Origin of the sequence: Vibrio sp. T20 (assembly GCF_007858795.1) — a bacterium.
Taxonomy (GTDB): domain Bacteria; phylum Pseudomonadota; class Gammaproteobacteria; order Enterobacterales; family Vibrionaceae; genus Vibrio; species Vibrio satsumensis.
On sequence record NZ_VFEB01000006.1, the window covers coordinates 117,907 to 135,872 of the forward strand.

17 protein-coding genes are annotated in these 17,966 nt (G+C 43.6%); 10 read left to right on the forward strand and 7 right to left on the reverse strand.

The genetic code is table 11. The features are described from left to right. Positions 1-109 precede the first annotated feature (109 nt). The gene (locus FTW16_RS01000) at positions 110-2,137 is read right to left on the reverse strand and encodes a cache domain-containing protein (RefSeq protein WP_146489762.1); all 2,028 of its coding nucleotides are present in this window, start codon (positions 2,135-2,137) and stop codon (positions 110-112) included. Next, positions 2,127-3,590 carry a sigma-54-dependent transcriptional regulator gene (locus tag FTW16_RS01005; protein ID WP_029405312.1) on the reverse strand — a complete coding sequence of 488 codons (1,464 nt, stop codon included), beginning with the start codon at positions 3,588-3,590 and terminating at the stop codon, positions 2,127-2,129. Before FTW16_RS01005 ends, FTW16_RS01000 begins: the two co-directional genes overlap by 11 nt. Positions 3,591-3,893: 303 nt before the next feature. Between FTW16_RS01005 and FTW16_RS01010 the strand changes: the two genes are divergently transcribed. From FTW16_RS01010 to FTW16_RS01035, 6 genes are all read left to right on the forward strand, one after another. Further along, complete coding sequence (locus tag FTW16_RS01010; protein ID WP_060982038.1) at positions 3,894-4,700, forward strand: substrate-binding domain-containing protein; 807 nt, start codon at positions 3,894-3,896, stop codon at positions 4,698-4,700. A gap of 208 nt (positions 4,701-4,908) precedes the next feature. Further along, positions 4,909-5,607: an ABC transporter permease gene (locus tag FTW16_RS01015; protein WP_009846742.1), complete on the forward strand. Its 699-nt coding sequence runs from the start codon at positions 4,909-4,911 to the stop codon at positions 5,605-5,607. Between the two features lie 10 nt (positions 5,608-5,617). Then, positions 5,618-6,337: an energy-coupling factor ABC transporter ATP-binding protein gene (locus tag FTW16_RS01020; protein WP_017067175.1), complete on the forward strand. Its 720-nt coding sequence runs from the start codon at positions 5,618-5,620 to the stop codon at positions 6,335-6,337. Further along, on the forward strand, positions 6,315-6,899 hold the full coding sequence (mobA, locus tag FTW16_RS01025; RefSeq protein WP_050634342.1) for a molybdenum cofactor guanylyltransferase MobA: 585 nt from the start codon (positions 6,315-6,317) through the stop codon (positions 6,897-6,899). Before FTW16_RS01020 ends, mobA begins: the two co-directional genes overlap by 23 nt. After that, a complete protein-coding gene (locus tag FTW16_RS01030) occupies positions 6,899-8,716 on the forward strand; it encodes a bifunctional molybdopterin-guanine dinucleotide biosynthesis adaptor protein MobB/molybdopterin molybdotransferase MoeA (protein WP_146489763.1) in 1,818 nt (605 codons plus the stop codon). Before mobA ends, FTW16_RS01030 begins: the two co-directional genes overlap by 1 nt. Positions 8,717-9,018: 302 nt before the next feature. Then, entirely contained in the window at positions 9,019-9,285 is a 267-nt protein-coding gene (locus FTW16_RS01035) for a DUF2960 family protein (RefSeq protein ID WP_004733780.1), read from the forward strand. 131 nt (positions 9,286-9,416) lie between these two features. Here FTW16_RS01035 and nagK read toward each other — a convergent pair whose 3' ends face one another. Both nagK and FTW16_RS01045 read right to left on the reverse strand, forming a co-directional pair. Further along, positions 9,417-10,325, reverse strand: a complete 909-nt coding sequence (gene nagK, locus FTW16_RS01040; protein ID WP_146489764.1) for an N-acetylglucosamine kinase — start codon at positions 10,323-10,325, stop codon at positions 9,417-9,419. Positions 10,326-10,488: 163 nt separating this feature from the next. Continuing rightward, complete coding sequence (locus FTW16_RS01045; protein ID WP_146489765.1) at positions 10,489-11,235, reverse strand: tRNA-uridine aminocarboxypropyltransferase; 747 nt, start codon at positions 11,233-11,235, stop codon at positions 10,489-10,491. 68 nt (positions 11,236-11,303) lie between these two features. Here FTW16_RS01045 and FTW16_RS01050 point away from each other — a divergent pair, with 68 nt between their 5' ends. Continuing rightward, on the forward strand, positions 11,304-12,107 hold the full coding sequence (locus FTW16_RS01050; protein ID WP_146489766.1) for a sterol desaturase family protein: 804 nt from the start codon (positions 11,304-11,306) through the stop codon (positions 12,105-12,107). 167 nt (positions 12,108-12,274) lie between these two features. On the opposite strand, the gene FTW16_RS01055 is transcribed toward FTW16_RS01050, so the two are convergent. Then, positions 12,275-14,320 (reverse strand): methyl-accepting chemotaxis protein, encoded by a 2,046-nt coding sequence (locus FTW16_RS01055; protein WP_146489767.1) that lies wholly within the window; start codon positions 14,318-14,320, stop codon positions 12,275-12,277. A gap of 104 nt (positions 14,321-14,424) precedes the next feature. Here FTW16_RS01055 and FTW16_RS01060 point away from each other — a divergent pair, with 104 nt between their 5' ends. Further along, on the forward strand, positions 14,425-14,910 hold the full coding sequence (locus FTW16_RS01060) for a C40 family peptidase (protein ID WP_146489768.1): 486 nt from the start codon (positions 14,425-14,427) through the stop codon (positions 14,908-14,910). Positions 14,911-15,007: 97 nt separating this feature from the next. Here FTW16_RS01060 and FTW16_RS01065 read toward each other — a convergent pair whose 3' ends face one another. Further along, a complete protein-coding gene (locus tag FTW16_RS01065) occupies positions 15,008-15,352 on the reverse strand; it encodes a DUF3802 family protein (RefSeq protein WP_146489769.1) in 345 nt (114 codons plus the stop codon). Positions 15,353-15,951: 599 nt separating this feature from the next. On the opposite strand from FTW16_RS01065, the gene FTW16_RS01070 reads away from it, so the two are divergent. Next, the gene (locus FTW16_RS01070; protein WP_060982031.1) at positions 15,952-16,818 is read left to right on the forward strand and encodes a fructosamine kinase family protein; all 867 of its coding nucleotides are present in this window, start codon (positions 15,952-15,954) and stop codon (positions 16,816-16,818) included. Positions 16,819-16,934: 116 nt separating this feature from the next. Next, the gene (locus FTW16_RS01075) at positions 16,935-17,138 is read left to right on the forward strand and encodes a CPXCG motif-containing cysteine-rich protein (RefSeq protein ID WP_060982030.1); all 204 of its coding nucleotides are present in this window, start codon (positions 16,935-16,937) and stop codon (positions 17,136-17,138) included. A gap of 75 nt (positions 17,139-17,213) precedes the next feature. Here FTW16_RS01075 and FTW16_RS01080 read toward each other — a convergent pair whose 3' ends face one another. Then, positions 17,214-17,822 (reverse strand): riboflavin synthase subunit alpha, encoded by a 609-nt coding sequence (locus FTW16_RS01080; RefSeq protein WP_146489770.1) that lies wholly within the window; start codon positions 17,820-17,822, stop codon positions 17,214-17,216. Positions 17,823-17,966 lie beyond the last annotated feature (144 nt).

Below are 17,966 nucleotides of genomic sequence, written 5' to 3' on the forward strand. Positions count from 1 at the left end.
TCTCGCTTGCGATAGATTAGTAGTGCGAGATTTTCGTGCTTGGGCTGAAAACTCAAGTAACAGCCCAAGCACTTAATGTAATTGTCGAGTGACAGCCGGTAAAATTAACTTAGAGATTCGACACCAATAATTGAGGTGTCGCTTTTTGTTGGAGGTAGATACTAAAGCGACTTCCCTTGCCTACCTCAGATTCAACTCGGATCTCGCCACCCGTTTGGCTCAAGATACTTTGAGAAACGGACAAACCTAAGCCTGTACCGTCTCTTTTGGTGGTATAGAAAGGCGAGAAAATGCGTTTCAGTTGCTCTTCCTTAATGCCGCAGCCTTCATCTTGAACATGAACGATAGCGCCATGAGACACGCCATTTTCAACCCAATCTTCACTCGAAATGGTTAACGTGCCCTGTCCGTCCATTGCATGAATCGCATTCATTTGTAGGTTAACCAGAATCTGCAGCAATTGGTTTCGGTTCACTTCTACGGAGGTTCTAGCATTCAATTGCGAGACATACACAATGCCTTTCTTCTTCGCGCCAGTCTTTACGAGCGTAATACTTTCATCCACAATTGGATTGATATGCTGCCACGTGATTTCGTCTTGTACGCCACCGTGCCGGCTGTATTGTAGTAGGCTTCGTGTAATATTTCGGATTCGGTCAATCTGCTCCATGATGGCGTGGACCTCTTCATCGACACGGTCCACTTCATCACCGAGTTCAAACTTCATCAGTTCAACATTGCCAAGAATTACTGCCGTTGGGTTATTGATCTCATGAGCAATGCCTGCCGTGAGTTCACCGAGTGCTGCTAATTTTTCATTAACCACCAGCTTATCTCGGGCTTGATTGAGAAGCTTGATATGCAGTTCCAGTTCTTCAGTTTTCTCTTTCAAACTGGCGGTACGAGAGTGAACTTTACACTCGAGTTCTAACGCCGCTTGTTGAATCTCTTGATTACGTTCGTGCAGCAGATCTAGCATCTTGTCGAACTGTTTGGCGAGCAGAGTAAGCTCGTGTTGGTCATCTAAGCCTAACGTACCGATACGTTTGTCTTTACCCAATTGCACGAGCTTCACCACTTTATGAATTCTTTCAATTGGGTCGAAAAGATCCCGAGCACCACGGTGAACGATCAACCCAGAAGCAAGCAACAGCAACACAATGATAATGCTGATTTCGCCAAGGTTAGTCAGGTAAGTTTCGATGAGCGGCCATATTAGATAGCCGGTATACAGCATGCCGATTACGTTATTAAACTGGTCGTGGATCGGTTGGTAAGCCGTGATGTACCAAGCATCGTACACATACGCTCGATCTAGCCACTCTTTGCCTTCGTTCAGGACTTTTGAGTGAACCTCATGAGAAACTCGCGTACCTATTGCCCGCCCTACACTGTCTTCACTGCTTAAAGGAACGTTGGTGCTCACACGAAGATCATCAAGGAAGACAGTGACGGTACCGACATGACGATTAAAGTCTTCTCTTTGGGGATAGATAAGATTGCTGATTTGGTCGACAAGTTGAGTGCTGTTATTAAGCAAAATCCCGCCATCAAGAAAACCAATTACATTATCATTGCCATCTTTTACGGGCACAACGGTTCGACTTACCAATCCGCGGGTCTCAACTTCTTGGCCATTAAGCATCGGAACTTCCGCTTTTTTAGCAAGATCCCGATCGAGATCGTTGAGTTCGCTAAGGTTTAAGACGCTGAAAAACGAAGACTTGTGAGTCAAATTTAGATATTCGAGTTTCTTTGCCATACTTTCGACACTGCGCCAGCGCAGAAAGTCGAGCTCATAGCGAGATTTGTTTTCAGAAACCCAACGCGTGAGATCCTTTTTAGAAATATCACTCGCGAGTTTGACGCGGAAATTATAAGACTCAGCAAACGCACGAACGTTGTATGCCTGCTGATTTTGAATCAAGTGAATACTGTTCTCTGCCACGTCTAAGCGCTCATCGACATCAATCAGTGCCCCCTGCCACGTGTAATGAACAGACCAATAGAGAGTGATAGCCACAAGTGCACACAAGGTCAAAATGATCGGAGCAGATGTTAGGAATAATAAGCGATAGCGAACCATGGTTTTGAACCGGAACGCCCACTTTGACCACCAATGGCGTCTAATCGGCATATTCAGAGCCTTCTGTGTTCCAATCTTTATATTTACGCTCTAGGGTTTTACGAGCGACGCCAAGATCTCTCGCAGCAGCCGATTTATTACCGTCATGGAAGCTCACAAGTTGTTCTATATGAGACTTCTCCACTTCTTTCAGTGTCCAAGTGTTTGGGTAACCCTCGGCAGCGTCTGCATTATTTAAGTTTGGTATTTCCGCACCATGTGACACCGTCACTGAAATGCTAGCCGGTACAGGATCGCCATTAATCTCGCGCCAATAGTGTGCTGGTGGCTTGTCTAAAAGAATGCATCGTTCGACTAAGTTTTTAAGTTCACGTATATTCCCCGGCCATTCGTATTCATTCATCGCCAAGATATCTTCATGTGCCCAATTGGGAACCGGCATGCCAAGTTCATTCGACAATAGACGAGTGAAATATGGAACAAGCTCAATCAAGTCTGATGGGCGCTCTCTTAGTGGCACAACATCAATCTTAAGTACATTGAGTCGGTAGAACAGATCACGGCGAAAGTGCCCTTTATCAACCTCTTCCTGAAGATTTCTGTTGGTTGCTGCCACCACGCGTACATCAACGGCAATTTCCTTCTCGCTACCGACTGGACGAATCGTTCTTTGTTCTAACACACGTAACAACGCAGCTTGCATTGGCAGTGGCATTTCACCTATTTCATCAAGGAACAAGGTGCCACCACTTGCGACTCTGAACAGACCCTCACGGTTTTTCTTCGCACCAGTAAATGCGCCAGAGGTGTGTCCAAACAATTCACTTTCGAGAAGCTCCGGGGCAATCGCACCACAGTTGATTGGTACAAATGGTCCGGTGCGTTTGCTGGCTTCATGTACACCACGCGCAACCAACTCTTTACCCGTACCTGACTCACCTTCTATTAAAACTGATGCTCGAGACGGTGCAAATTGACTGATCAATAGTTTGAGCTGTTTGGTCTTGTCTGAATTGCCGATCAATTCGGTCTTGATATGACGACTAACATCACGCTTTAACGCGTACTGCATTCTTTGGTCGAGTCGCTTATCCATACAACGCAGAACCGCTTGTATCATCTGTTCGAGGTTGAATGGCTTAAGAATAAAATCTGAAGCACCAAGCTTAAGTGCAGATATGGTCATCTCTAGATCAGCATAACCCGTCATGAAAATCACATCGGCGCGTTTGTCATTGTCGTTAAACGCCTCTTCCCACTCAATACCAGAACGACCTGGCAGGTTGATATCAAGGACGATGAGATCAAAATGTTCGCTAGAACGTAGTGTTTCAGCTTCTTCAACCGAACCTGCGCTTGATACCTTGCCAAAGAACTTACCTAGTGCTTTCTTTAAGATAGCCTGCATACCCAATTCATCATCCACGACCAAAACGGAAAACGCCTGATAGTGAGTCAATGTGTTCGGGTTGAGATTGGATGCAGATGAACTAGGTAAAGACATAATGATTAGCCGGTGAGGAAAGTTGGGACAGAGTGTACCAATTAACCCTTTCTCCAACAGGGACAATGTGCGACATTTTGTCCTAGCTCATGTTTTGATTCATTTTAACGGGGTAAATGGCGCAGTTTTGTGCGAAATAACAGCAATTTAGTGAGTTCTGATGCATGATTTATTGGCATTAAGATTGCTTATAAGGTGTAGATTTCTAATTACAACAATTAGCGTCTTATGCACATGCCCTTCTTCGAGCCCTTTAAAACTGAAGGCATGTCATTCATTTATAACAGAATGGACATAATAATAATGAAAGCAATTCCCTTAACTATTGCAGCTCTATCTATCGTCAGTTACACGGCTAGCAGCGCGGAAGACACCACTCATATCAAGTTGGCGACAACCACAAGTACTTATCACTCTGGTCTACTGGACTACTTATTACCTGAGTTCGAAAAGGATTCTGGTATCAAGGTTGATGTTCTAGCCGCAGGTACAGGTAAATCACTTCGCATGGGCGAAAATGGTGACGTTGATTTGGTGATGACTCATGCACCAAAAGCAGAAGCTAATTTCGTGGAAAAAGGTTACGGCGTTTTACCTCGCAAGCTGATGTACAACGACTTCGTCATCGTTGGTCCACAAAATGACCCTGCGAAAATTGAATCTCAAAAAGCAGTGGCAGATGTGTTTAAAGCGATCGCGACTAATAACGTGACGTTTGTATCTCGTGGCGACGATTCAGGTACTCATAAGAAAGAGATGGGTATTTGGGCGCAAACTAAAATGGAACCAAACTTCGGTGGCTACCGAAGTGTTGGTCAAGGCATGGGCCCTACTCTGAACATGGCGTCTGAAATGCAAGGCTACACCATGACAGACCGTGGTACTTGGTTGGCTTACCAAAATAAACTGGACCTAAAAATCCTTTTCCAAGGTGATAAGAACCTATTTAACCCTTACCAAGTGATTCTTGTTAACCCTGAACGCTACCCAAGCATCAATTACCAAGCTGCGAAAGTATTCAGTGATTGGCTAGTTAACCCTAAAGGCCAGAAACTGATTAACGACTTTAAACTGCATGGCAAACAACTGTTCGTTGCAAGTGCAGAATAGTTTGTTCTAAGTCGTGAGTCGTTGGCTGTAAGTAAAGAGTAGTGTTGAAGAGGTGGTCCAAACCAACAAACACTACACTTAACGAATCAGTTATGATCACGCTTAAAAACAATAGCTGACCAATACAGGCTCAAATATATTGTGTCAGCTATGATTAACATCAGTCATTACCGATAAAAACCTATTATCGATTCACACGAGATACTTCATGACCCTATGGCAAACAACGATTGATGCAATGAATCTACTAGTGAGTTTTGACCACGAATTGTGGCAAATCGTTGCGGTATCCTTCAGCGTGTCTTTGTCCGCCATCTCATTAGTGATTGTTCCTGCAATCCTTATGGCTTTCTTATTGGCTTATACCGAGTTCCCCGGGAAATGGGCTCTGCTTTCAGTGATCAACACCCTGCAAGCGATCCCTACCGTGGTTATCGGTTTGTTGATGTACATGATGCTTTCTCGCTCTGGCCCGTTAGGTGATTGGCAATTACTGTTCACCCAAAAGGCGATGATTTTAGGTCAGATGCTGATCTGTTTCCCTATTCTAGTTGCGATGATGCATGGTGCTCTGCAGGCCAGTGACCGCCGAGCGGTAGAAACAGCGCGCACACTTGGCGTATCAACAACACGCGTGGCGTGTACCTTGATTTGGGAAACACGTTTTCCTCTATTGGCTGCAACCATTGCTGCCTTTTCTCGTATCGTAACAGAAGTAGGTTGTTCAATGATGGTCGGTGGCAACATTATGGGGATGACAAGAAACATCCCAACGGCTATCGCCATGGAAAGCCACAAAGGCGCATTCGCTCAAGGTGTCGCCCTCGGTATGGTGTTATTAGCATTGGCATTAGCCCTTAACTTTTTCCTTTCCAGTGTGAGAGGAAAAGGCTATCTAAGAACTTAGGAACGCTGTCATGAGTATAAAAATAACAACGCAGCAAATTTCAATGCGCTACAAAGAGCGTGTTTTGTTCCACATTCCCGAATTGTCGATCGGCCCCAACGATGCCATTTATCTCAAAGGAGACAATGGTGTTGGTAAAACGACCCTACTTAAAATCTTGTCTGGATTAATTCAGCCGAGTTCTGGCCGTATTCAGTCCCCGACACAGAGTTGGCAACAGAGATTATTTCCTCGGCTCAAGTTCAAAGACATCATCTACCTGCATCAAACCCCCTATCTTTTTGATGGTTCGGTGTACCAGAATGTCGCTTATGGCATTCGCTTTAACAAAGAGAGCCAAAAAGATAAGCGAGCTCAAATAATTAATGCATTGAGAATGGTAGGTTTAGAAACCTTGGCAGATGAACACATTTCTGTGTTGTCTGGTGGTGAACGTCAACGCGTGGCAATGGCTCGAGCTTGGATTCTTAAGCCTTCAATCTTGCTTATGGATGAACCAAGTGCTTCTTTAGACAAAGAATCTATTGAAAGATTGGTGATTATGGCCGAAGATCTTCTTCAGAGAGGCGCGAGTTTAGTCATCACAAGTCACCAAACTAACGCGTTAACCGATTTATGTAAGAAGCAGTGGTGGATCAAAGACAATACTTTGACCGAATCCCCGCTTCTGCAAGTTATTCAGAAAGATAAAGCACAAGAGAATATTTATGCTGCTTCCAACGCAAACTAGTTGGGTTATTTTGGCTGGCGGACAGGCCAGTCGTATGGGCGGAAAAGATAAAGGACTCGTTGAGCTCAACGGTTCTCCGCTTATTCAATACGTTATAAACAAGCTGTCACAACAAGATGTCAGCATCACTATCAATGCCAATCGTAACTTAGACAGTTACAAAGCATTTGCTCCGGTTGTTTCCGATTCTTTCCCTGACTACCCAGGTCCGTTGGGTGGCATTCATGCTGGCCTTAAAAACGCGAACACAGACTGGGTTGGCTTCGTTCCTTGTGACAGCCCACAAATCAGTGACGACCTTGTTGAGCGTTTTTGTTCTGCAGTTAAAGAAGACAGCGACATTCTTGTCGCGCATGATGGCGAATTTAAGCAACCTGTATTCACCCTATTCCACAAGCGTGTTCTACCAAAGTTAGAAGCGTTTTTGGAACGTGGTGATCGTAAAATTATCTTGCTATACAAAGAGTGTGTCACCGAATACGTTGATTTTAGTGATTCTCCTAACTGCTTTGTAAACTTGAATACGCCAGAAGAACTCACCCAATTCGGAACGCTTCAATAATGAAAGATTCAAAACAACGCCCTAACCTTCCTTTATTGGGCTTTGCTGCTTATAGCGGTACAGGTAAAACGACCGTACTTGAAGCCTTGTTACCTTTGTTAACCGACGCAGGTTTAAAAGTTGGCGTTCTTAAACACGCTCACCATGATTTCGATGTCGATAAGCCGGGTAAAGACAGCTACCGCCTACGCAAAGCAGGCGCGAATCAAATGTTGATCAGCTCTCGTAACCGTCACGTGATGATGACAGAAACGCCAGAAGCCGAAGCGGACTTTGATTACCTGCTTACACGTTTCAATACCAACACGTTAGACTTAATTCTGGTTGAAGGCTGCAAGAACATCGCCTTCCCTAAGATTGAGCTTCACCGCGACGAAGTGGGTAAACCTTGGCTTTATCCAAATGATGACAACATTATTGCTATCGCCGCAGACAGCCAGGTTGAATCCGATCTGCCACAAATGGCGATCAGCGACTTAGAAGCGATTCGTGATTTCATCATCGACTATGCTCAATCGTTCGACCCTGCTTCTAAAACAAGTAAAGTTGCTGCGTGTGCATCATCAAAAGACAACACGCCAGTTGTGTGTTGTGACTCTTTCTCTCCAGCCGGCCTCACGGTGACTCAAGGTCAGCAAAAGATTGTTGATAGCATTGATGCACTAGAGCTGATTGAATCTGTTGCTTTAGAGCAAGGCTATGGTCGTGTATTGGCTGAAGATGTTATCTCGCCAATCAATGTACCTCAGAATACTAACTCTGCAATGGACGGTTATGCGATCCGTAGTGAAGATCTAGCTCTGGACAGCTACAATATCGTGGCTGAAGTCATGGCGGGTCACAGCTACGAGCAAACCGTTCAACAAGGTGAAGCGGTTAAGATCATGACAGGCGCACCAATGCCAGAAGGCGTTGATGTCGTTGTGATGCGCGAACAAGCTGTTCAAGATGGCGATAAAGTTAGCTTCCCTGATGCTAAAATATCCGTAGGACAAAATGTCCGTATGGCAGGTGAAGATTTAGAAATCGGCCAACCTGTCTTTACACGTGGTACACGCATCGAAGCACCAGAAATGGGCATGATGGCGTCGTTAGGTTTTGGTACCTGCCCTGTTCTGCGTAAAGTGAAAGTAGGTGTGTTCTCTACGGGTGACGAAGTTCAAGCTCCGGGTAGCGAGCAAAAACCAAACTCTATTTACGACTCGAACCGTTTTACTATTATCGGCATGCTTCAAAAGCTTGGCTGTGACATCGTCGATTACGGCATCATTGAAGATGACGAACAAAAGATGATGGACGTGCTGCACTCTGCGTCGCTTGAAACCGATATGGTCCTGACTTCTGGTGGCGTATCTGTTGGTGATGCTGATTACATTAAGCTTGCGTTAGATAAGCTGGGTGAGATTAACTTCTGGCGTATCAATATGCGTCCAGGTCGCCCATTAGCTTACGGTAAAATTGAAAACAAACCTTTCTTTGGTTTGCCGGGCAATCCAGTTGCAGTCATGGTGTCGTTCATTAACTTTGTAGAACCAGCTATTCGTAAGCTACAAGGTCAAACCAACTGGACACCAGTGAAAGCGAACGCGGTAGCGACTGAGCAATTACGATCTCGCCAAGGTCGTACTGAGTTCAGCCGCGGAGTGTTCTCAATGAACGAATCCGGCGTGCTTGAAGTGAAAACAACCGGTAAGCAAGGTTCAGGTATTCTGCGTTCAATGAGTGAAGCAAACTGCTTAATCGAAATCTCACCAGCGGTTGATACCGTAAAAGTTGGTGAGACGGTAACGATCATTCCACTGCAAGGCCGTGTTTAATTGAAGGTTCAATGAGACCTAAATTGACTTAGTAGTTCTTTAGTTGACTTAGCTGCTTTTTAATTGATTTGGAAGATCTTCGTCAAAACATAGACGAAGCCCCTATATAGATTTTTTGATGTTAGGGGCTTTTTGTTCTGTTGGTTTCGTAAAAGACAACCTGTTCGTTCCTTAAAAGACAGAAAGCTCAAATCGCGATAAGCGTGAAGAACGATAATCTTAAGATTTTGTATCATAACCTTGAGCCACGTACTGTTTTTATGTAGAGTGCGCGCAAAGTAATAATTCTATTGGAGAGCATCATGGCTCGTACCATTCTGTACACTTACAAAGACGAAGACAAAGAGTTACTGTTTTCGAAACAAGAACACCGCACGATCCAAGAAGCTGTAGCTGCAGCTGAAGGTATCGACATCACTGAGTATCTAAAAACTGAGCAACAACTTGAGTTTATTTCTGATACTAAAGCGGTTCGTAACTACCAAGATAACTATTTCCGCAAGCTTGGCTTTACTAAGCTTACGTTGAAGCAAAAAGACAACCTTGGCGTTGGCAAAAAGAAGAAGTAAGCCCTCTGGCTTCTTTTTCTTAGCTTCTAGCTTTTAGCAACGAAAACACGAACAATAAAAATGCCGCAACCTCCTTCGAGATTGCGGCATTTTTATTTATGCTTTTTACCTAGCTTAGCATTAAGTTGAGATTACTTAATGTTAAGGAATGCAGCACCACGAACGCCGCCTGAATCACCGTGTTTCGCTTTGATGATCTTAGGACATTTCGCTACAGACAGTAGGTATTTAGGTACACGTTTTGGCATCTCTTCGTAGATAAGTTCGAAGTTTGAAAGACCACCACCCAGTGCAACAACATGTGGGTCAAGACCCGTAAACAGGTTCGCAAAACAGATAGCCAATAGCTCCATGAAGCGATCTACGTGCTCCGTCGCTTTTGCTTCACCTTCGTTGTATGCTTGGATGATTTCAATCGCTTTCTTCTTCTCACCGAAGTAGTGCTCGTAAATCAACTCAAAGCCACGACCTGATAGGTAGCTGTCTAGACAACCTTTCTTGCCACAACCACAGCCTAGTAGCGGTGCGTTGTCGCCAAGGTGGAACCATGCATCAAGAGGAAGACGCATATGGCCTAGCTCGCCCGCAACGTGGTTACGACCAGAGAAAACTTTGCCTTCATAAACTAAACCGCCACCGAAGCCCGTGCCTAGAATTAGGCCAGCCACTGATGGTTCATCTTTAAGTTCATCATCCCATGCTTCTGAAAGCGCAAAACAGTTCGCATCGTTCTCGATTTTTACACTACGACCAATAAGCGCTTCTAAGTCTTTACGTAGTGGCTTACCTGTTGAAGCCGGTACATTAACAACAAGCATTGTGCCATCGTCTGCGTTTTCCATGCCAGGAAGACCAAGGCCAATTTTGCCTTCGCAAGAGAATTCGCTGTCGTATTTTTTAACTAAACCAGCAATCGTATCAAGTAGTAGTTGATAGTCATCTGTTGGTGTTGGAACACGTTCTGTTGCTACTCGCTCAAGTTTCTCATTGAATGCACCAAACTCAATTTTTGTGCCGCCAACATCGAAGCCGTAATACATGAAATCTCTCCAATTTTTCCCTAAATTCGGGCAAATAAATTTTTTAAATTAAACAACTAAGGAGCATTATCCATAACACTCCCCCTACAAACCGTGATAGATAACAAACTTATCTCGTGATCGAGTCTGTTTGAACAACAAGTCAGCACAAAGCGGTTAAAGGTTAGAGTGAAGTCTCACTTTTACTGTGTTCTATGAAAGCGTTCAGGCTAGGTTTGGTCGGATCTGACTTATAACGCGTCTTGCTTAGCATGTAGCTTTCGCGAAATGCTTCAAACCATAGCTGTAAAGTCTTGGCGCCCTGCTCTTCGCCCGCTTGCTTTAATACTAAGCTCGCGACTTCTGCAGTAGAAAGGTGTTGTTCGTTGTCTGACTTACGCATCATGTATTGAGAAACTGATTCAGGCTCAATCGATAACACAGGTAAATCTTGTAGATATTCTGAACGACGGAAGATACGTCTTGCTTCACGCCAACTTCCATCGATGAAAATCAGCAGCAGCTTTTTATTTGGGTCACGTATTTGTGGCAAGTCTTGAACCACTCGCGTTTTGTCATCTGTGTAGTCTTCAGGAAACACAATGACAGGCTGATACTTGTCGTCTTTCAGCACATCCAGCATCTCCTGATTCGGCTCAGTGCGGTGCCAAAGGTAGGCATAGCTATCTTTAACGGTATCAAGGATTAAACGGCCGGTATTACTTGGTTTGAGTATTTCGTTGTCCGATAAGATCAACATGGTCGCGACGTTCGTATTTACGTCTGGTTGATGTTCACAGATACAGCTGTCTTGCTTGATTTTACAGAATTCACATCGCACGACTTTACACCCGCGCGCATTAAACGGTTTGGTCGCAATGGATAAACGATGTTGATATAAACGGTGAAAAGCGTGGATTCTCATGGACAATAACGATAAATCTAGAAAAGTGGCACGATTGTACTTACAGTGTCCTTAGAATGATAGAAGGAATTCCCATGCAAGACCCATCACTGCTTCGCCTTGTTTGTTTTATTGTCGCTTTTGGATTGTGTGCACTTTGGGAATCCCGTTTTCCACGTAAAACACTCACTCAAAGCAAATGGTTTCGTTGGGCGAACAATTTCGCTCTGGTTGCTTTGAATAGCTTTTTATTGGCCACTCTCATTCCTATCGCAGCATTTCAAGCGGCGGTTATCGCACATGAAAACCAATGGGGTTTGTTCAATACCCTGTCACTTCCGAAAGAACTGACCATTCTGGTCTGTGTATTGCTCTTAGATTGCGCCATTTACCTGCAGCATTTGGTGTTCCACCGTGTTCCTTGGTTATGGAAGTTACATCGAGTTCACCATGCAGACCTAGATATCGATGTCACTACCGGAACGCGCTTTCACCCTATTGAGATGATCCTTTCGATGTTGATTAAAGTGAGTTTGGTGATCGCGCTTGGTGTCCCTGTCATTGCGGTCGTGATATTTGAAATTGTTCTTAATGCCAGTGCGATGTTTAACCACAGTAATGCACGTCTTCCGTTATGGATTGATAAGCGATTAAGAAAAGTGATAGTGACACCAGACATGCATCGCGTTCATCACTCGATCATTGTTAAAGAAACCCACTCAAACTTTGGCTTCTTTTTATCTGTGTGGGACATCTGGTTTAAGACTTACCGAGCTCAACCCAAGCTTGGCCACGATAAGGTGAATATTGGTGTTCCCGAGATTCAAGATGGTAAAGAGCAACGGTTGGACTTGATGTTGCGTCAGCCGTTTGCACAATTCCCGACAACGAAAGACTAGATTCAAACTCGTTTGTGGCTCAAGCTGATATTAAACTCAAACCTATATCTAGACAAAAACGCCCTTAGATTCATGTCGGAATTTAAGGGTGTTTCTGTATCGATAGGGATATAAGCGTAGCTAGTTCTTCAACTGTTGTACTGTTTAGCTTAACTCCGCACGCTCGTTTACTTCAATACGTATTTGTGAAGCATGGCTTGTTGGTTCCCTGCTATCTCTCCGACTTGTTCTGAACTCTCGATCATAGATTCAAGTTGCAGCTTAGTATTCTCACCCTGCTCAGATACTCGGGTGATTGAATGCGTTACATCGACAGTCGCTCGTGCTTGCTGCTCAGTAGCCACCATGATTTGTTCAACACGCCCTTTGATCTGGCTAACCGCGAACTCTATCTTCTCGAAGGCCTGTTTTACATCTCCGCTGGTGTCCAGCGCATTCGCCATTTCGCTTCGCGATTCCGTTACAGAAGCTCGTGAGCGATCAGCCGCCGCCACCAATTCGTTCATCATATTACGAATATTAGTGGTTTGCTGGGATGTACCACTCGCCAGTTTTCGTACTTCATCGGCAACCACTGCAAAGCCGCGGCCTTGGTCTCCTGCTCGCGCTGCTTCTATTGCGGCATTTAATGCGAGTAAGTTAGTGTTTTCAGCAATACCACTGATCACGTCAACCATTTCACGAATCTGTTTAACGCGAATATCCAAGTCCGTCATCGATTCTTGATTCAGGCTAAGAGATTGCTCAAGCGCTTGTAATCGTTGTTGGTTAAGGCCAACCACTTGGCTGCCATTCACTGACTCATCTTCTGCTATTTGTGCATCGTCGTTCGATGCGTTAGAGATACGGGCAATCTCACCAATGGATGCTTCAAGTTCAGTAATCGTAGTTATCATATTCTGAAGTGATTCGTTCTGCTCATTCAAGCTAGAATTTGTTTGCTCTGCGGCGTCATGACTCACTTCAGCTGTTTGATAAAGCGTCTCACAGTTACGCGTTACCAAACGAACCGAGTCAGCGGTTGAATCTACGACTGTATTGAGTTTCGAAGTGATAACTTGCAGCTCCAGAGGTCCCAACAGTTCACTTTGTTTGGAGAAGTCGTGATCGGCAAGTGAACTTAATTGTTGGGTAATGTTTTTAAGCCCTTTATTCATCCAACGACGTAATACGAACCATGAGATCGCAATGATTACGGCAATCACCAGCCCGCTGATAAACAACACACTATCGATATTGATGATGGTTTGATTTACAACGAGCTCGCTTTCATCAATCAGTTGGGAAGCTGTAGAAGACAACTGATTCAGTGTGCTGATAACGGTATTTGCTAAGGTAATCACTTGCGTTAAGTTCTGCTCTTGCTGTTTAACCAGTTCGAGTTTCGATAGGATTTGCTTGATTACCCCCTTTTCTGTAAAGCCCTCTTTCACCATTTCGTAAGGTGCCGTCAAACTTGCGAACTCGGCGATGTCTGGGTGCCAATCAGCAAAGTCACCGTAAGCCAAGTTAAGGCCCGCAATTCGATTTCTGAGTTGACGATATTCATCGTGTGCTTTATCAATGTCAGATTGCATCATCAACATCAAAAAGGTGTTCGCCATCGCAGACGCACTGGATGTAAATCGATTCGCAGCATCACTCGCTTCCGGGTTGTCTTCAACCAAAAACGAGCTGATTCGATTCATTTCTGGTCCGATAGATCCAACGCCATAACGGAACTCGCCCATTTTACTGTCGATGATATTTTGCTTACTTTGAATCTCAATTTGCGCTAGCAGTACCGTGTTGGTCATGTTTTGCAGTTGCGTCATGTCATCGATAAGGTTTTGTTGTTGCTCTAAAGAGATCGCTTCAGGAAAAGATTGGGAGATAAAAAGGAGTTCCTCTAGCGTGGTATTACTCTCTGTTGCGAGTTGAACAATTGAGCCCCTTGTGGCATTCAGTGTATCTAAGTCGGTTGATTGGGTGCTGTAAGTGAGAAGTTTTACTTGTTCTAATACGCTTTGCGTTAATTCGGCGTTATGTAGAGCAAGGGGTAATGCTTGTTCTGAAAGTGCATCAAAATGTTCTCCGACTCGCTCAACTCCCCGAATACTAACCATTGACAAAAAACTAACGAGTAAAAGAATGGAAATAAATACAGCGGTGACAGTTTGAATGAGCGAAAATGTATAACGTGAGGGTTTTATTGATAAATTTGTGTCGGGCATGTGAAATCCAATTTGACTACGAAAAGAGATATCCTTAAGTTAGTCCGTATACTAGAAGTCCTTGGTGACATTTATATTTCAGTTTTTTGTCAGAAGAGTTACATATGAAATTCAGAAAAATGGCTGTAGTTACAATAACTTTGGCAACATTGGCTGCTTGTAGCTCGACTCCCTCCCCTTCTCAACTTAGTCAAACCGCTCAAAAAACCTTATCAAAGTCAGAGCAATTGACTACCAATGCATATATGAGTGTATATGAACAGTGGAAAGGTGTGCCATATCATTTTGGTGGGACATCATTTCGAGGCGTAGACTGTTCCGCTTTTGTTCAAATCGCCGTTCAAAATGCGACACAACAAGCTCTACCGAGAACCACAAAAGATCAGAGTAAAAAGGGAAAAGAAATTGCGTATGAACAGGCAACAAGTGGTGATTTGGTGTTTTTCAAAACTTCGATGACAGTGCGACACGTAGGCGTGTATTTAGGAAATAATCAATTCCTACATGCTTCGACATCAAAGGGTGTCATTATATCGAGGTTGGATAACCCTTATTGGGCGTCTAAGTTTTGGCACTTTAGGCGTTTATAACAGCTTAATAGATTAACCGCCAAACAACGTCACTTTTTAAGGTGTAGCTTAAACGCCTAGATCATCGTAGTTAATGGGCTAGCGAGGAAATAGACCGTTAGTCGTACTTGGCGACAGCCGTGTCAAATAGGTTCTTCACGAGCGCGATGTACTCATCTAGAAATACAATTTGCTCGTTGGTCGCTTTCTTCGCCCAAACCCCCGCTAACACTTCACCTAAATCGGCTACCACAGCATCGGCTTCTTTCAAGAGTTGAAAACGAACACTCGAATGCAACTCTGGATTTTGATCAAAAATAGCCATGATGTTTGTTGAAATCATGTCAGTGATGATGTCTTCAACACTCTCATTGCCTGTATCGCCATTACTATTGGTAAAGACATCCAGATTAAATGATAAGTGCTCGATAAGAGCCAAATAGCCATCGGTTTCTACAACCACAATAAATCTCCGTTTTAAGCTCAAGAGCAGATTAATACGTACTTGCTTAATACTATGTAAATGAAGCGGTTTGTCATCACTTTATTACCAAAAACCGTATTAAAATGATCCTAGTTAGTATTTCAGCTTAAATTTAAATCAATATGGCTCTATGTGTCATACCAGCCCGCTTAAGCTATAAGTAAGTGAACGCCTAACAAAGTCTAAAACAAACTTTTAATTAATGTACTGCGCTAGTTAACAATAGCGCTAGTTAACAAGAGTCCTATCCACTTTCTTTAAAAGCTCATTTATGTTGGTGCGTAGACAATAGCAAGCTCCCTCGACTTTTCCAGTTTGAGGGTTCAAAACCGTTTCCATTGTGATACCAGCTCCAAACAATTTATGACGTCTGATTGGTAATTTCTGTTTGTATTTCAAATATCTTGAATTAGTTTGAGTTCACAAATTGAGTAATTGATTCGGCATAAGCTGAACCAGAGATAAGAACATTGACGAGTGCGTCTATAAATTGCTCAGATTTATCCTAAACTATTGCTATTAAACAAACAGTATTTCTAACTTTGATTTTTTTAACTTTCAGTCTTTGAGGATTTCCTATGTGGCAGGCCATTTCTCAACAACTTTCAGATACTCTTCTATTTAACTTTCAGATTACTGAACGTACTAAGGTTTCTGGTGGCGACATTAACGATTGCTATATGATCAGCGATGGTAATGAACGTTACTTTGTGAAAGTGAACCAGCGAGAATTTTTACCTAAGTTTGAAATTGAAGCCGAAAACTTGCGTTTGCTAAGAGAGACTTCCACCGTTTATGTTCCCGAATTGGTACTGATTGGTAAAACCAAAGAGTGCTCTTTCATTATCCTCAATTACTTGCCAACCAAGCCACTTGAAACGGGTAATAACAGCTTTGATTTCGGGGTCCAGCTTGCTCGCCTTCATCTGTGGGGTGAGCAAAAAGAGTTCGGTTGCGACCAAGACAACTATATCGGCAGTACACTTCAACCTAACCCTTGGCATAAGAAATGGGGCCGTTTTTTTTCTGAGCAGCGCATTGGTTTCCAACTCCAGTTGCTAAAAGAAAAAGGCATCGAATTCGGCGACATCGATGACATCGTTGATGTGGTGAATATGCGTCTTGCAGGCCACAACCCTCGCCCTTCTTTGCTTCATGGGGACCTCTGGAATGGCAATGTCGCAAATTCAGCCTTTGGGCCAATCTGTTATGACCCTGCTTGTTATTGGGGCGATCATGAATGCGATTTGGCGTTAACGGAATTGTTTGAAGGGTTTCCAAAAGAGTTTTATGAAGGTTACCAGAGCGTCAATCCACTCGACGTTGGCTATACTGATCGGAAAGACATTTACAACTTGTACCATCTTCTTAACCACTGCAATCAATTTGGCGGCGAATATTTAGCACAAACTGAAGCATGCATTCAGAAGATACAGGCCGTTTAATATCAATCACAGCTAGCGACTGCGGTCGATATAAGTTGCAATGTTCGATATTGCTATTTATTACGATCTATTCAAGCTACTACGATTGTTACAAGTTACAGTGAGGAGAATTCGCCATGCATAAATACACAGAGAAACATGTCTCCTGCCCCCACTGTGGGCATGCAATCAGCATAACGCTCGATGCTTCTAATGGGAGCCAAGATTTTTATGACGATTGCCCTGCATGTTGCAATGCCATTCACCTCGACATGCAGGTAGATGAAGTAAGAGACAGAATTCACCTTTCGATTGATGCAGACGATGAACAAGTCTTCTGAAATACACCTTCTCTTAGTGAGCTAGAGCAAATTAAAATACAAAAAAGAGCACGTTATGTGCTCTTTTTTGTAGCGTTACTTCTGGTTTGCTAGTACGCGTTCAACGGTATCAACAATAGCCTGTGTTTGAGGATCAAACTCAATGTTTACTTGGTCACCTACTTCACGGCCGCCAAACAGAGTACGATTCAGCGTTTCTGGAATCAGGTGAACAGAGAAACGGTTCTCTTCCACTTCACCGATCGTCAATGAACAACCATCAACGCCGATGTAGCCCTTGCTTAACACATACTTCATTGATTCTTGAGGTAGTTCAAACCAGAGCGTGCGGTTGTTTTCTGTCTTAATCACATCAACCAAGTTAGCCATCAACGTAATGTGACCAGACATGCTATGCCCGCCAATTTCATCACCAAACTTTGCTGCACGCTCAATATTCACTTTGTCACCAACATTCAGTTGGCCCAAGTTCGTCAATCTTAATGTGGCTTGCATTAAATCAAAGGCGATCTGGTTACCTGAAATTTCCGTTACCGTTAAGCAACAACCGTTATGAGCTACTGAAGCACCAATTGCTAATCCCTCAACCATTTCGTCGCTTAGCTCAATGGTATGAGTTTGAAACAACTCTTTTTTATTTATAGCAACCAGTGTTGCCATGCCTTGAACGATACCTGTAAACATAAGATTCCTATTTAGCATTCTAGGGCGTGTTGACCTTTCGTGGTTAAATTTTGTTCGGATGGGGACGCCTAGTCAAAAGCGTTTTAATCGCGGCGAGGGGGAAGTAGCCTAGTCATTCTAAGTAAATCTCCCTCAACAAAGAGT